The sequence below is a fragment of the Pseudomonas segetis genome, assembly GCF_900188155.1.
Lineage (GTDB): Bacteria > Pseudomonadota > Gammaproteobacteria > Pseudomonadales > Pseudomonadaceae > Aquipseudomonas > Aquipseudomonas segetis.
Genome location: NZ_FZOG01000001.1, coordinates 874,219 through 887,910, shown reverse-complemented (window position 1 = coordinate 887,910; position 13,692 = coordinate 874,219). Strand labels below are relative to the sequence as shown.

The 13,692-nt window shown below is 57.2% G+C and carries 12 protein-coding genes; 9 read left to right on the top strand and 3 right to left on the bottom strand.

The features are described 5' to 3' along the window. Positions 1 to 47: 47 nt before the first annotated feature. Positions 48 to 935: a LysR family transcriptional regulator gene (locus CHB79_RS04095; RefSeq protein WP_010483447.1), complete on the bottom strand. Its 888-nt coding sequence runs from the start codon at positions 933 to 935 to the stop codon at positions 48 to 50. A 116-nt stretch (positions 936 to 1,051) separates the two neighbouring features. Between CHB79_RS04095 and CHB79_RS04090 the strand changes: the two genes are divergently transcribed. The 3 genes from CHB79_RS04090 to CHB79_RS04080 all read left to right on the top strand — a co-directional run bounded on the left by CHB79_RS04090 (position 1,052) and on the right by CHB79_RS04080 (position 3,742). Continuing rightward, positions 1,052 to 1,750 (top strand): CoA transferase subunit A, encoded by a 699-nt coding sequence (locus tag CHB79_RS04090; RefSeq protein ID WP_010483446.1) that lies wholly within the window; start codon positions 1,052 to 1,054, stop codon positions 1,748 to 1,750. Between the two features lie 27 nt (positions 1,751 to 1,777). Continuing rightward, entirely contained in the window at positions 1,778 to 2,434 is a 657-nt protein-coding gene (locus tag CHB79_RS04085; protein WP_010483444.1) for a CoA transferase subunit B, read from the top strand. A gap of 108 nt (positions 2,435 to 2,542) precedes the next feature. Next, the gene (locus CHB79_RS04080) at positions 2,543 to 3,742 is read left to right on the top strand and encodes an acetyl-CoA C-acetyltransferase (RefSeq protein WP_089358966.1); all 1,200 of its coding nucleotides are present in this window, start codon (positions 2,543 to 2,545) and stop codon (positions 3,740 to 3,742) included. A 14-nt stretch (positions 3,743 to 3,756) separates the two neighbouring features. Here the strand turns inward: CHB79_RS04080 and rnhA are convergent, their stop codons facing one another. Beyond that, positions 3,757 to 4,209: a ribonuclease HI gene (gene rnhA, locus CHB79_RS04075; protein WP_010483440.1), complete on the bottom strand. Its 453-nt coding sequence runs from the start codon at positions 4,207 to 4,209 to the stop codon at positions 3,757 to 3,759. 55 nt (positions 4,210 to 4,264) lie between these two features. Continuing rightward, complete coding sequence (locus CHB79_RS04070) at positions 4,265 to 5,041, bottom strand: class I SAM-dependent methyltransferase (protein WP_089358965.1); 777 nt, start codon at positions 5,039 to 5,041, stop codon at positions 4,265 to 4,267. Between the two features lie 77 nt (positions 5,042 to 5,118). On the opposite strand from CHB79_RS04070, the gene gloB reads away from it, so the two are divergent. From gloB to CHB79_RS04040, 6 genes are all read left to right on the top strand, one after another. Continuing rightward, positions 5,119 to 5,892, top strand: coding sequence for a hydroxyacylglutathione hydrolase (gloB, locus tag CHB79_RS04065; protein WP_089358964.1), 774 nt, complete (start codon positions 5,119 to 5,121; stop codon positions 5,890 to 5,892). Between the two features lie 99 nt (positions 5,893 to 5,991). After that, positions 5,992 to 7,524, top strand: coding sequence for a lytic transglycosylase domain-containing protein (locus tag CHB79_RS04060; protein WP_010483434.1), 1,533 nt, complete (start codon positions 5,992 to 5,994; stop codon positions 7,522 to 7,524). A gap of 317 nt (positions 7,525 to 7,841) precedes the next feature. Next, a complete protein-coding gene (locus tag CHB79_RS04055; RefSeq protein ID WP_029529320.1) occupies positions 7,842 to 9,671 on the top strand; it encodes an extracellular solute-binding protein in 1,830 nt (609 codons plus the stop codon). Beyond that, positions 9,668 to 11,596, top strand: coding sequence for an extracellular solute-binding protein (locus CHB79_RS04050; RefSeq protein ID WP_089358963.1), 1,929 nt, complete (start codon positions 9,668 to 9,670; stop codon positions 11,594 to 11,596). The genes CHB79_RS04055 and CHB79_RS04050 overlap by 4 nt, the downstream gene beginning before the upstream one ends. Position 11,597: 1 nt before the next feature. Next, on the top strand, positions 11,598 to 12,671 hold the full coding sequence (locus CHB79_RS04045; RefSeq protein WP_089358962.1) for a microcin C ABC transporter permease YejB: 1,074 nt from the start codon (positions 11,598 to 11,600) through the stop codon (positions 12,669 to 12,671). Position 12,672: 1 nt separating this feature from the next. Then, entirely contained in the window at positions 12,673 to 13,692 is a 1,020-nt protein-coding gene (locus tag CHB79_RS04040) for an ABC transporter permease (protein ID WP_089358961.1), read from the top strand.

Genomic DNA, 13,692 nt, shown 5'->3' with positions numbered 1-13,692 from the left:
TACCCGCCTCTAAACACAAGCTGAATCTTAACATGGGTGAACCAATCCTAGCGCCTGTTAGTGGTCTCAATCAGTTTCTCGATCAGCGCCTTTGCCGCAGCCGAGAGAGTACTCCCGACCAGATGAACCAAACCCACCCGCTGCTCCACCCGTGGTTGGCTCAAGGCCACGCAGCATGCTCCAAGCGCCAGCATTTGCTCCCGGCACAACCCTGGTACCACGCTGACCCCCAGGCCTTGGGAAACCATGCGTCCAACGGTCACAAGCTGGTGACTTTCGAATGCCACAGGCAGGCGACCATGGCATTCGCTTACGCTCTTCTCCAACAGGCTTCGCACTGCAGAAGGTCGTTGCAGGGCGATAAAGGGCTCGCCAAGCAAATCACTCCATTGCAGCTCTGGATAGCTGGCCAGCGGACTGGTGCCAGGCACCACAGCAATGAAGCGATCCAGATACAGCGGGATAAAGGCCAAGCCCTCGAGAGATTCCGGCTCCAACACCACACCCAACTCAACACGGTGGTTGCGCACCATTTCAACCACCTGCTCATTGATCACATCGTGCACTGTGACATTGATATTCGGATGCTCATCGCGAAACGCCCTGAGCGCAACGGGCAGCAGGCTTGCGGCAAATGACGGCAGCGCGGCAATCGCCACCCGACCAAGCTGAAGGGTGAAATGTTGGCGCAGGTGCTCCTCGGCATTATCCCAATCGGCGACCAGCCTGCGCGCCATTGGCAACAGCACCTCACCTTCACGGGTGAGCGCCACGCTGCGGGTCGTGCGCACCAGTAACGGACCACCAAGCGACTCCTCAAGGGTCTTGATCGCCAGGCTCAAGGCCGGCTGGGACAGGTGCAAATGCTGGCAGGCCTGGGCAAAGGACAAGGTCTGGGCAACAGCCAGAAAGGCGCGAAGCTGCTTGATGGTCATTATTCAGAAAAACCTATCAATACCAATAAAAAACAAACTTAACAAATAATACCCAGCAAACGACACTGAAGCCATCTCCGGTCCAGGACCGATGCCACATCCATAGGAGCAAGCAGATGGCAGGGCTCGATAAACGCGTGAACAGCTACGAGGAGGCACTCGCCGGCCTCACTGATGGCATGACTGTATTGGCCGGGGGCTTCGGTCTTTGCGGCATCCCGGAAAACCTGATTGGCCAGATCCGCCGGCTCGGGGTCAAGGGCCTGACCGTGGTTTCCAATAATTGCGGCGTCGATGGATTTGGCCTGGGTGTATTGCTCGAAGACCGGCAGATTCGCAAGATGATTGCCTCTTACGTCGGCGAAAACGCGCTCTTTGAACAACAGTTGCTCAACGGCGAGCTGGAAGTCGAACTGACGCCACAAGGCACTCTCGCGGAAAAGCTGCGCGCAGGTGGGGCCGGGATTCCAGCGTTCTTCACCGCCACCGGGTACGGCACGCCCGTGGCCGAAGGCAAGGAAGTCCGTCAATACGGCGATCGTCACTACATCCTGGAGCCTTCGATTACCGGTGACTTCGCCATAGTCAAAGGCTGGAAGGCCGATCATTTCGGCAATGTCATCTATCGCCACACGGCGCAGAACTTCAACCCGCTGGCCGCGACTGCAGGACGCATCACAGTGGTCGAGGTTGAAGAAATCGTCGAACCCGGCGAGCTCGATCCGGCGCAGATCCATACCCCCGGCATTTACGTCGACCGCATCATCCAGGGGCACTTCGAAAAGCGCATTGAAAAACGCACCGTACTGGCGTGAGCCACCCATATTAAGGAGAGGCCGCTCATGGCACTTACCCGCGAACAAATGGCTCAGCGCGTTGCCCGCGAGCTCAAGGACGGTTACTACGTCAACCTGGGCATTGGCATTCCAACACTGGTAGCCAACTATGTACCGGATGATATCCAGGTGATGCTGCAATCGGAGAATGGCCTGCTCGGCATGGGTGCATTCCCCAAAGATGAGCATGTTGATGCCGATATGATCAACGCCGGCAAACAGACTGTTACCGCAGTCAAGGGCGCATCGATTTTTTCATCGGCCGAATCCTTCGCCATGATCCGTGGCGGCCATGTCGACCTGACCGTGCTCGGTGCTTTCGAGGTGGACGTCGAAGGCAACATTGCCTCCTGGATGATTCCCGGCAAGCTTATCAAAGGCATGGGCGGCGCCATGGACCTGGTTGCAGGGGCCGATAATATTATCGTGACCATGACCCACGCCTCCAAAGACGGCGAATCCAAGCTGCTCAGTCGTTGCACCCTGCCCCTCACAGGCGCGGGTTGCATCAAGAAAGTGCTGACCGACCTGGCCTACCTTGAGATCGAAAACGGTGCATTTATCCTGCGCGAACGAGCGCCCGGAATCAGCGTCGAGGAAATTGCCGAAAAAACAGCTGGCCGCCTGATCATCCCCGATCATGTCCCGGAAATGACCTTCTAATTCCCCTTCCCTCGCCTTGCCATCTCCACCGTCGGTGGCAAGGCTTTTTTATTCATTGCTACTCGCCGCAGCCTTGCCAGGCACGGATCCTTTACGAGGTAACCTCAAATGAATGATGTCGTCATCGTAGCCGCAACGCGCACAGCCATTGGCAGTTTTCAGGGTTCATTGGCAACTGTACCAGCGCCGGAGCTGGGCGCAGCCGTGATTCGCCGCCTGTTGGAACAGACCCGGATTGACGGCGCGCTGGTTGATGAGGTGATCCTCGGCCAGGTACTGACTGCTGGCAGTGGCCAGAACCCGGCCCGCCAGGCATCGATCATTGCCGGCTTACCCCACGCCGTCCCGGCCATGACCCTGAACAAGGTATGCGGCTCGGGTCTCAAGGCTCTGCATCTTGGCGCCCAAGCCATTCGCTGCGGGGATGCAGAGGTGGTTATCGCCGGCGGCATGGAGAACATGAGCCTGGCACCCTATGTCATGCAAGGCGCACGAACCGGCCTGCGCATGGGGCATTCGAAACTGGTGGACACTGTGATTCAAGATGGCCTGTGGGACGCGTTCAACGACTACCACATGGGTATCACTGCCGAAAACCTGGTCGACAAATATGCAATCTCCCGCGAAGAACAAGATGCTTTCGCGGCCAGCTCCCAGCAAAAAGCCGTTGCCGCCATTGAGGCCGGCCGTTTTGTCGAGGAAATCACTCCAATCCTGATCCCCTCGCGCAAGGGCGATCCCGTGACCTTCGCCACTGACGAGCAGCCTCGCCCTGGCACGACCCCTGAAAGCCTCGGCAAGCTCAAGCCCGCCTTTAAAAAGGACGGCACTGTCACCGCCGGCAATGCTTCGAGCTTGAATGATGGCGCCGCCGCCGTGCTGCTGATGAGCGCCAGCAAAGCCCAGGCGCTCGGACTGCCAGTATTGGCAAGGATCGCCAGCTATGCCAATGCTGGTGTCGACCCGGCGATAATGGGCATCGCCCCGGTGAGCGCGACAAAACGCTGCCTGTCAAAAGCAGGCTGGACACTGGAGGACCTGGATCTGATTGAAGCCAATGAAGCCTTCGCCGCTCAAGCGCTTGCAGTAGGCAAGGAACTGGACTGGGACAGCCAGAAGGTCAATGTCAACGGCGGTGCCATCGCCCTGGGCCACCCGATTGGAGCCTCGGGTTGCCGTGTCCTGGTAACCCTGCTGCATGAGATGATCAAGCGCGATGCCAAGAAAGGCTTGGCGACACTGTGCATCGGCGGCGGCCAGGGCGTGGCGCTGGCCATTGAGCGGCCAGACCAGGGCCGCGACGAATAGAGGAAGACTGCAGGTTAGCCGAACTGGGTGCTTCTGACTTCATCGACACCGCGATTAGCCAGTTGATCGGCCCGCTCGTTGCCTGGATGGCCGGTGTGGCCGCGCACCCACTGCCAGGTCACTTGATGGCGATTTACTTGCTCATCCAACTGCTGCCACAGGTCGGCATTCTTCACCGGCTGCTTGGCGGCGGTTTTCCAGCCACGCTTCTTCCAGTTTGGCATCCAGTCCTGGATACCCTGCATGACATATTGGGAGTCGGTTACCAGACGCACATTGCACTCGCGCTTTAGCTCAGCCAGGGCGCGGATTGCCGCTGTCAGCTCCATGCGATTGTTGGTGGTCTCGGCTTCGCCGCCCCACAACTCCTTCTCGACACCTTTAAACACCAGCAAGGCACCCCAGCCACCTACACCAGGATTTCCCTTGCACGCGCCATCGGTATAGATCTCAACTTGTTCTGACATGCAGCGCTTTTCTCTCGATAAGGTAAATCAAACCGCCCGGTATCAGGCATATTGGCTAGGGCTTGCCAGCAGCCCGGCGACTAACCTTGGCCACCGGCATCGGCACCAGCGCCCCCATGGGCTCACGCTGGGATTGGCGCAATGGCCGCAAGCCCACGACCAGCTTGCGCGCCACCAATAGATAGAAACCACCACAAGGCGCTTGCCAAGACCGCCCCCAGGACTCCAACGGCGCCAGCCGGCCCTGCCAGGCGCGGGAAGCAAGCGGCGGACGATAACACCCGAAGCGACGTTTCTCCAGCGCAAAGCCCAGCAGGTGCAGCCAATCACAAACCCGATTGGGGGAGATGCAGCGCGCCTGGTGCAGTACGTCGCGAACCAACAGATGACGCAAGCCCCAACTGCTGGCCGGGTTGATGCCAACGATCAACAAATGCCCGCCCGGCCTGACGCTGTGCGCAGCCTCACGTAGCAATCCGTGTGGAGACAGGCTGAAATCCAGGCCATGCTGTAACATCACTACATCGGCAGCGTGTTCGGTCATGGGCCAGGCCTGTTCTTCGCAAACGATATCCACCCCTGCAAATGGTGGCCCGACACGCACGCTATGTTGAATTTGAGCGGCCTCGGGCAGCTCGCCTGCAGTTGGTCCATAGTGCAGCATGTAACTGCCGAAGAAGCGTGCGAGTTCCTCTTCGAGCACAGGCTGCTCACTTTCAAGCAGTAGCTGCCCATAAGGCCCCTCAAACCAATGTCGGGCACTGGCGATCAAGCTCAGCCACTGTGCATCGGCGTCGGCAAACGGCTTTTCTGAGCGTTGCTGATCTGACATTAATCAATTCCTGCGTAGCCCTTAGGGCGAGTCAAGCCTAAGATGCGCTTTTGTTTAAACCTTGGCGACTGACGACCATGATAAACATCGAAGCCCTACCTGCATTCTCTGACAACTATATCTGGTTGTTACAAGACCCCGAGCTAGGCCACTGTGCCGTGGTTGATCCAGGCGACGCCGCCCCCGTCGAGAACTGGCTGGCCAGCAACCCTGGCTGGAAACTTACGGATATCCTGATAACCCACCATCACTTTGACCACGTGGGCGGTGTCGAGCAGTTGAAAGCAACCACTGGCGCCCGCGTGACCGGCCCCGCCAATGAAAAGATCCCGGCCCGTGACCTGGCATTGGGCGAAGGTGATGAAGTCCAAGTATTGGGGCAAACCTTCAAAATCATTGAGGTTCCAGGCCACACGCTGGGGCACATTGCCTATTACCAAAGCGAGCTCGACCTGCTGTTTTGCGGCGACACCCTGTTTGCAGCAGGTTGTGGCCGTTTATTCGAAGGCACGGCCGAACAGATGCATGATTCGCTCAGCCGCCTGGCCGCGCTGCCTGCCAATACGGCAGTGTACTGCACCCACGAATACACCTTGAGCAACTTGCGTTTTGCCCAAGCAGCCGAACCTGATAACCAGGATATCGCCCAGCGCATCAGCGATGTCACGCAATGGCGCGAAAATGACCAGATAAGCCTGCCTACCAACTTAAGTTTGGAGTTGGCGACCAACCCTTTTCTGCGCTCCCAGTCACGGTCTATTCTGCAAAAACTAGACGAGCGGAACGGTCCCCGTGAACGCTCGGCCGTGCAGGCATTTGCTGAACTTCGCGCCTGGAAAGACAACTTCTAAAAAGTCGACACAACCACAAAACGCTGGTCAAAACTTGACCAGCGTAAAAACGGTTTCTAGAATCGCCCGACCTTTGCATCTGGAAGACCATCACCGCTAATGCTTTTATCACCACGCAAACCCTTGAATTCAAAGGCATTAGCACAAAGCGCTCAAGCGCTCGTGGTGGTGTTCTGCGCGACCCTGGCCGGCTGTCAAAGTACGCCACAAACCAGTAACGAAATGGCGGCAGTCCAACGCCATAAACCAGAACCTGTATGGCTCAACACCCAGCCCAAAAAGCATGTCGCTACTGATATTTGGGAACGGGTACGCGATGGTTACCAGCTGCAAGACATCATAGGTATCAACCCGCGCATCGAGCAACAGCGCCTTTGGTTTGTCAGCAACCCCTCGTTCATCGAGAATGCCAGCGAGCGCAGCAACCCTTACATCCATTACATCGTCGAGCAGCTCGAAGAGCGCGATATGCCCACTGAACTGGCATTGCTACCGATGATTGAAAGCGCCTACAACCCGCTCGCCCTTTCTCATGCAAATGCTGTTGGCCTGTGGCAATTCATGCCAGCCACCGGCAGGCATTTCAACCTTCGCCAGACCAGCTGGTACGACGGGCGCCGTGATGTCATGGCATCGACCAATGCAGCGATGAACTACCTGACGCGCCTGCACGATATGTTCAACGGCGACTGGCTGCTCGCCCTGGCCGCCTACAACGCGGGCGAAGGCAGGGTCAGCAGAGCCATAGAGCGCAACCAGAAACTTGGCCTGCCAACCGACTACTGGAACCTCTCGCTGCCGACTGAAACGCAGAACTATGTGCCCAAGCTACTGGCCCTGTCGCAAGTGATCATGACACCCAAGGCCTATGGCATCAGTCTCAGCCCGGTTGCCAACCAGCCCTACTTCGAACAGGTTGCCCTGAAACAGAACATGGATCTGTCGAAGATCGCGCAAATGATGGATCTTGATGAAGATGAGCTGTACCAACTCAACCCGGCCTTCAAGCGTCGCATCACCATGGACGGCCCGCCCAGACTGCTGGTGCCTGTCGAAAAAGCCGAACAACTGACCGCGACCTTATCGACCATGAAGCCGCAGGCCATGGTCAGCTGGCAAGAATACAAAGTCCGCCGGGGCGACACCCTGAGCAGCATCGCCAACCGCTACCACACCAGCGTCAGTGGCATCCGCGAGCTGAACAAGCTCACCAGCAACAGGTTACGTGTTGGCCAAAACCTGAGCCTGCCAATGCGCGCAGGTGAAGCTAACCAGCAACTTGCCAGCACCCGCCCGACACCACGCAGTTACCGGGTAAAACCAGGCGACAACCTGTGGTCCATCGCCAAGGCCAACAAGGTGTCGGTCTCTGAAGTCAAGCGCTGGAACAAGCTGAGCGGGAACAAGCTGAAAATCGGCCAGACCCTGGCCATGGCAAGCCCCTCGAGCACTAAATCAGCAGCGAGCCGCAAGCAAGACACTGTCACCTACTACAAAGTGCGCAAAGGCGACTCCTTGTCGGTAATCGCCCAGCGTTTCAAAGTCCCGGTAAAGCACCTGAGGACCTGGAACCCGCGCACAGGCAGCGCATTACGCCCCGGGCAAACCCTGACCCTGCGCCTGCCGCGCTAGGACTCAGCACACAAGCCAAGCGCTGATGCTGCTTGGCTTCAACAAAATAATAAGCCACTGGGTGTGACGATCAAACCGGCCGTCGCCTCTAACGCAATGGACAAGATACAACAGGCCGGATTTCGCCTGGGCAAAACCTGCCGTCATGACTGCAGCGCCACTGCGGGCCTGGCTGGCAAGCCTTCAAGGGCTGGATTGTTTTGTATCCAGCGCATGCGGCCAAGTCACTCGAGCGCCTAGTCTTTTTCCTGTCGATACAAGCTGTTACTGTACCGGGCAAGATGCCCATAGCCGCCACGGATCGGATATATCACTTGATACGTCGCCTCATCCCATTACTGCTCAGCCTTTTAGTGTGTTTCCCTGCCGGGGCAACCATTATCAAGAGCCATGGCTATGCTCAATTCGGTGCGCTCAAGTACTCAGCCAGCTTTACCCATTTCGATTGGGTAAACCCTGATGCGCCCAAGCGTGGCACCCTGCACATGATGGCCTCAGGCACCTTCGATACCCTCAACCCCTATACTTTCAAAGGCTCGAGCCCGATCTCGACTGCAAACTTCCTGCAGTACGGCGTGACGGAGATGAATGAGCCGCTGATGGTCGGTACTGGCGCCTATGACCCATCCGGGGATGAGCCAGCATCAAGCTATGGCTTGATCGCCGAAACAGTCGAATACAGTGAAGATCGCAGCTGGGTGGTGTTCAACCTGCGCAAAAACGCCAGGTTTCACGATGGCAAGCCGATTACCGCCTATGACGTTGCCTTCTCGTACCGCACCCTGCTCAAGGAAGGCCATCCGCAATACCGCACCAACCTGCAGGAAGTGAAGCGCGTTGATATCCTCAACCGGCATCGCATCCGCTTTGTGTTCAAGCGTGCGGGTAATCCCCTGTTGATATTGCGTCTTGGCGAGCTACCGGTGCTGCCCCAGCACTACTGGAAGGATCGCGACTTCACCGCCACCACCTATGAACCGCCATTGGGCAGTGGCCCCTACAAAATCACCCAGGTCAGCCCCGGCCGGAGCCTGACATTTGAGCGCGTGAAAAACTGGTGGGGCAAAGACCTGGCCGTAAACCGCGGCAAATACAACTTCGACAAGGTGCGTGTCGATTTTTATCGCGATAGCAATGTGGCATTCGAGGCCTTCAAAGCCGGTGAGTTTGATTTCTACATCGAGCAACAAGCCAAGAACTGGGCCAATGGCTATAACTTCCCGGCCGTGCAACGTGGTGATGTTATCCGCGCAGAAATCCCCCACAAGATTCCAACCCAGACCCAGGCGCTGTTCATGAACACCCGACGCCCCCTATTTGCCGATGTCAGGGTTCGTGAGGCACTGGGGTTGATGTTTGATTTCGAGTGGACCAATCGCACGCTGTTCAACAACTCCTACACCCGTGCGCACAGCTATTATCCAAACAGCGAGTTCTCTGCCACCGGCAAGTTGGGCGGCGCCGAGTGGCTGTTGCTTTCACCCTACCGCAGTGAGCTGCCGGAAAAACTCTTTACCGACCCCTTTGTCATGCCCAAAACCAATGGTCATGGCATTCCAAGGGAAACCTTGCGCCGCGCCTTGGGTCTATTGGCCGATGCGGGCTGGAAGCCTTCGGTGAATGGCCTGGTCAATGGCAAGGGTGAGCACTTCGAATTTGAATTGTTGCTGGTTAACCCAAGCCTTGAGCGCATCTACCAGCCCTTTGCCAAGAACCTGGCAATCCTCGGCATCCAGGCAAACCTGCGCAGCGTCGACCGCGCCCAGTACAAGCAGCGCCTTGATCAATTCGACTTTGACATGATTTCCCTGACACTTCCGCAAACACTAAGCCCGGGGCTTGAGCAATCGCTGTATTTCCACTCCAGCCAGGGCAAGGTCAAAGGTGGCAAGAATTATGCTGGTATTGACAGTCCGGTAGTGGATGCCATGGTTGAAAAGCTGCTCTCGGCGCAAACCCGTAATGAGCAGGTTGCAGCAACCCGTGCTCTGGATCGCGTGTTGCTCTGGGGTTATTACAGCATCCCCAACTGGTACATCAATTATCATCGACTGGCTTATCGCAATCGCTTTGCTCATGTCCCCACACCGCCCTACACATTGGGGCTGCGTACCTGGTGGCTGAAACCCACGGAGAAAAAACAATGACGCATTCGCTGCGCTCATTTGCAGTTCAAACCAGCGCCATATTTTTACTCGGCCTGTCCTGCTTGACCCAGGCCGCCCCACAACATGCCGTAACCTTGTATGACGAAGCGCCGAAATACCCGGCCGACTTCACTCATTTTGACTATGCCAACCCTGACGCCCCCAAAGGTGGCACGCTGCGCCAAGCTGGTTTCGGCGGCTTTGACAGCCTCAATCCCTATATCAACAAAGGGGTTTCAGCCGATGACTTGGGCCTGATCTATGACACCCTTACCGTCCATGCCCTGGATGAACCCTTCACCGAATATGGCTTGCTGGCCGGCAAGATCGAAAAAGCCCCGGACAGCAGCTGGGTGCGCTTCTACCTGCGCCCCGAAGCCCGCTTCAATGACGGCACGCCGGTCACCGCAGAAGACGTCAAGTTCACCTTCGACACGCTGATAAGCAAAGGCTCGCCGATGTACCGTGGCTATTACGCCGACGTTGAAAGCGTCGAGGTCGAAGGCCCGCTGATAGTGCGTTTCAAGTTCAAGCATGCGGGTAATCGGGAACTGCCGCTGATCGTCGGCCAGTTGCCAGTACTGCCAAAACATTGGTGGGCAGAACGCGACTTCAGCAAAAGCAATCTGGAAATCCCGCTGGGCAGCGGCCCCTATCGGATCAGCGAGGTCAAACCCGGTCGCAGCATTCGCTATGAGCGAGTCAAGGATTACTGGGGCAAGGACCTCGCAGTCAATCGTGGTTTCTACAATTTCGACACCATGCGTATCGACTACTACCGCGACAACGACGTTGCCTTGCAGGCACTCAAAGCCGGTCAGTTCGACTTCTGGCTGGAGACCAGCGCCAAGAACTGGGCGACGGCCTATGACGTATCGGCCGTTGCAAACGGTCAGTTGATCAAGGAAGAACTGAAAAACTCCAACCCCACCGGCATGCAGGGCTTTATCTTCAATATTCGCCGCGACCTGTTCAAAGACTCGCGCGTGCGTGAAGCATTTGGCCTGCTATTTGACTTTGAGTGGGCCAACAAACAGCTGTTCAATGGCGCCTACACCCGCACCCGGAGTTATTTTGACAATTCCGAACTGGCCTCACGTGGCCTGCCGGATGAAGCCGAACTGAAGATACTTGAGCCACTGCGCGATAAGATCCCGGCCAAGGTATTTACCGACGAATTCACCCTGCCAGTGACCAAGGCCACAGGCATGATTCGTGAACAGCAGCGACGCGCCTACCAGTTGCTGCAAGAGGCAGGCTGGCGTGTCGAAGGCGACCAGATGCTCGACGCCACCGGCAAGCCCGTCAGCTTCGAATTCTTGCTCGCCCAGGCCGAATTTGAACGCATACTGCTGCCTTACAAGCGCAACCTGGCCGACCTGGGCATCGAAATGGTGATTCGTCGTGTCGACGTCTCGCAATACATCAATCGCTTGCGCTCGCGTGATTACGACATGATTGTTGGTGGTTTTCCGCAGTCCAACTCGCCGGGTAACGAACAGCGTGAATACTGGCATTCGAGTAGTGCAGACCGTCCAGGAAGCCGCAACTTCATCGGTCTCAAGGACCCGGCCATCGATCAACTGGTGGTAGGCCTGATTGGTGCCGACTCACGACAAGACCTGATCAATCACACCCGCGCCCTCGACCGCGTATTGCTCTGGGGCTATTACGTGGTGCCCAACTGGCACATCAAGACCTGGCGCGTGGCTTATTGGAACAGCCTGCAACACCCTGACGTGACGCCGATGTACGACATTGGCCTCAACACCTGGTGGGCGCGCCCAACATCGCCGGAGGCGCAAGCTGCCAAACAGGCCCAAGCACAGCAATTGGATGAGCCTGGCGAATCCTCAGCCCCGGCGCCTGACACCGAACCTGCCGCGCAGCCGGCCACACCTGAAGCTGAAGGCACGGAGCAATAACATGCTGGCGTATATCATTCGTCGCCTCTTGCTCATCATCCCCACCCTGTTTGGCATTTTGCTGATCAACTTCATCATCATCCAGGCCGCTCCCGGTGGCCCGGTCGAACAGATGATTGCCAAGCTTGAAGGCTTTGAAGGTGCAACCAGCCGGATTGCCGGTGGAGGGTCGGAGGTCTCGGTCGCAGGCTCCAACTACCGGGGCGCGCAAGGCCTTGATCCAGAACTGATTGCTGAAATCGAGCACATGTACGGCTTCGATAAATCGGCACCAGAACGTTTCTGGATCATGATCAAGAACTATGCCCACTTCGACTTCGGTGAAAGCTTTTTCCGCGACGCCAAGGTCCTCGACCTGATCATTGAAAAGATGCCCGTCTCCATCTCGCTTGGACTCTGGAGCACCTTGATCATGTATTTGATCTCGATCCCCATGGGCATTGCCAAAGCCACCCGCCACGGCAGCGCATTTGACGTCTGGACCAGCTCGGCAATCATCATCGGCTACGCGATCCCGGCGTTTCTATTTGCGATTCTGTTGATCGTGGTGTTTGCCGGCGGCAGCTATCTCAACTGGTTTCCCCTGCGCGGGCTGACCTCGAACAATTTCGATGACCTGAGCACCACCAGCAAGATCCTTGATTACTTCTGGCACCTGATACTGCCCGTCACAGCCTTGGTTATCGGCAACTTCGCAACCCTGACGCTGCTGACCAAGAACAGCTTTCTCGACGAAATCAACAAGCAATACGTGGTCACCGCCCGCGCCAAGGGCCTGACCAATACACGCGTGCTCTACGGCCATGTGTTTCGCAATGCAATGCTCTTGATCATCGCCGGATTCCCGGCGGCCTTCATCGGCATCTTCTTTACCGGCTCGCTGTTGATCGAAGTGATTTTCTCGCTCGACGGCTTGGGCCTGATGAGCTTCGAGGCCGCGATCAACCGTGACTACCCGGTGGTATTCGGCACCCTGTTTATCTTCACGTTACTGGGACTGGTGGTGAAATTGATCGGTGATATCACCTATACCCTGGTCGATCCGCGAATCGACTTTGAAAGCAGGGAGAATTGATATGGCCCTCTCCCCAATCAACAAGCGCCGCTTCGAACGATTCAAGGCCCACAAACGCGGCTGGTGGTCGCTGTGGATCTTCCTCGCGCTCTTTACCCTGACCCTTGGCGCCGAGCTGATCGCCAACGACAAGCCGCTGGCCGTTCGCTACGACGGCCAGTGGTACTTTCCAGTCTTCAAACGCTATCCGGAAACCGTCTTTGGCGGCGAGTTCCCGCTACAGGCCAACTACAAGAGCCCCTACATCAAGGAGCTGATCGCGGCCAAAGACGGCACCATGATCTGGCCGATCATCCCGTTCAGCTATTCGAGCATCAACTACGACCTGCAGGTTCCCGCCCCAGCGCCGCCCTCCTCGGTCAACTGGCTGGGCACCGATGATCAGGGCCGCGATGTGCTGTCGCGGGTGATCTATGGCTTCAGGATCTCAGTGATGTTCGCCTTGATCCTGACCATTCTCAGTTCGATCATCGGTGTGTTCGCTGGTGCCTTGCAGGGTTTCTATGGCGGCTGGGTCGACCTGCTCGGCCAACGCTTTCTCGAGGTCTGGTCGGGCCTGCCGGTGTTGTATTTGTTGATCATCCTGGCCAGCTTCGTACAACCCAACTTCTGGTGGCTGCTGGGCATCATGCTGCTGTTTTCCTGGATGAGCCTGGTCGACGTGGTGCGCGCCGAATTCCTGCGCGGGCGCAACCTTGAATACGTGCGTGCGGCGCGGGCACTGGGCATGCAGAACGGCGCAATCATGTTCCGCCACATCCTGCCCAATGCCATGGTGTCGACCATGACCTTCATGCCGTTTATCCTCACCGGCGCAATCGGCACCTTGACCGCACTGGACTTCCTCGGCTTCGGCCTGCCGCCTGGCGCACCCTCGCTTGGCGAACTGGTCGCACAGGGCAAGTCCAACCTGCAAGCGCCTTGGCTGGGTATCAGCGCATTCGCGGTGCTGGCAATCATGCTCAGCCTGCTGGTGTTTATTGGCGAGGCTGCTCGCGATGCCTTCGACCCGAGGAAGTAA

Coding starts and splice junctions, on each gene's coding strand:
- CHB79_RS04050 (WP_089358963.1), top strand. CDS start 9,668: ATGACGCATTCGCTGCGCTCATTTGCAGTTCAAACCAGCGCCATATTT.
- rnhA (WP_010483440.1), bottom strand. CDS start 4,209: ATGTCAGAACAAGTTGAGATCTATACCGATGGCGCGTGCAAGGGAAAT.
- gloB (WP_089358964.1), top strand. CDS start 5,119: ATGATAAACATCGAAGCCCTACCTGCATTCTCTGACAACTATATCTGG.
- CHB79_RS04070 (WP_089358965.1), bottom strand. CDS start 5,041: ATGTCAGATCAGCAACGCTCAGAAAAGCCGTTTGCCGACGCCGATGCA.
- CHB79_RS04060 (WP_010483434.1), top strand. CDS start 5,992: ATGCTTTTATCACCACGCAAACCCTTGAATTCAAAGGCATTAGCACAA.
- CHB79_RS04040 (WP_089358961.1), top strand. CDS start 12,673: ATGGCCCTCTCCCCAATCAACAAGCGCCGCTTCGAACGATTCAAGGCC.
- CHB79_RS04045 (WP_089358962.1), top strand. CDS start 11,598: ATGCTGGCGTATATCATTCGTCGCCTCTTGCTCATCATCCCCACCCTG.
- CHB79_RS04095 (WP_010483447.1), bottom strand. CDS start 935: ATGACCATCAAGCAGCTTCGCGCCTTTCTGGCTGTTGCCCAGACCTTG.
- CHB79_RS04090 (WP_010483446.1), top strand. CDS start 1,052: ATGGCAGGGCTCGATAAACGCGTGAACAGCTACGAGGAGGCACTCGCC.
- CHB79_RS04085 (WP_010483444.1), top strand. CDS start 1,778: ATGGCACTTACCCGCGAACAAATGGCTCAGCGCGTTGCCCGCGAGCTC.
- CHB79_RS04080 (WP_089358966.1), top strand. CDS start 2,543: ATGAATGATGTCGTCATCGTAGCCGCAACGCGCACAGCCATTGGCAGT.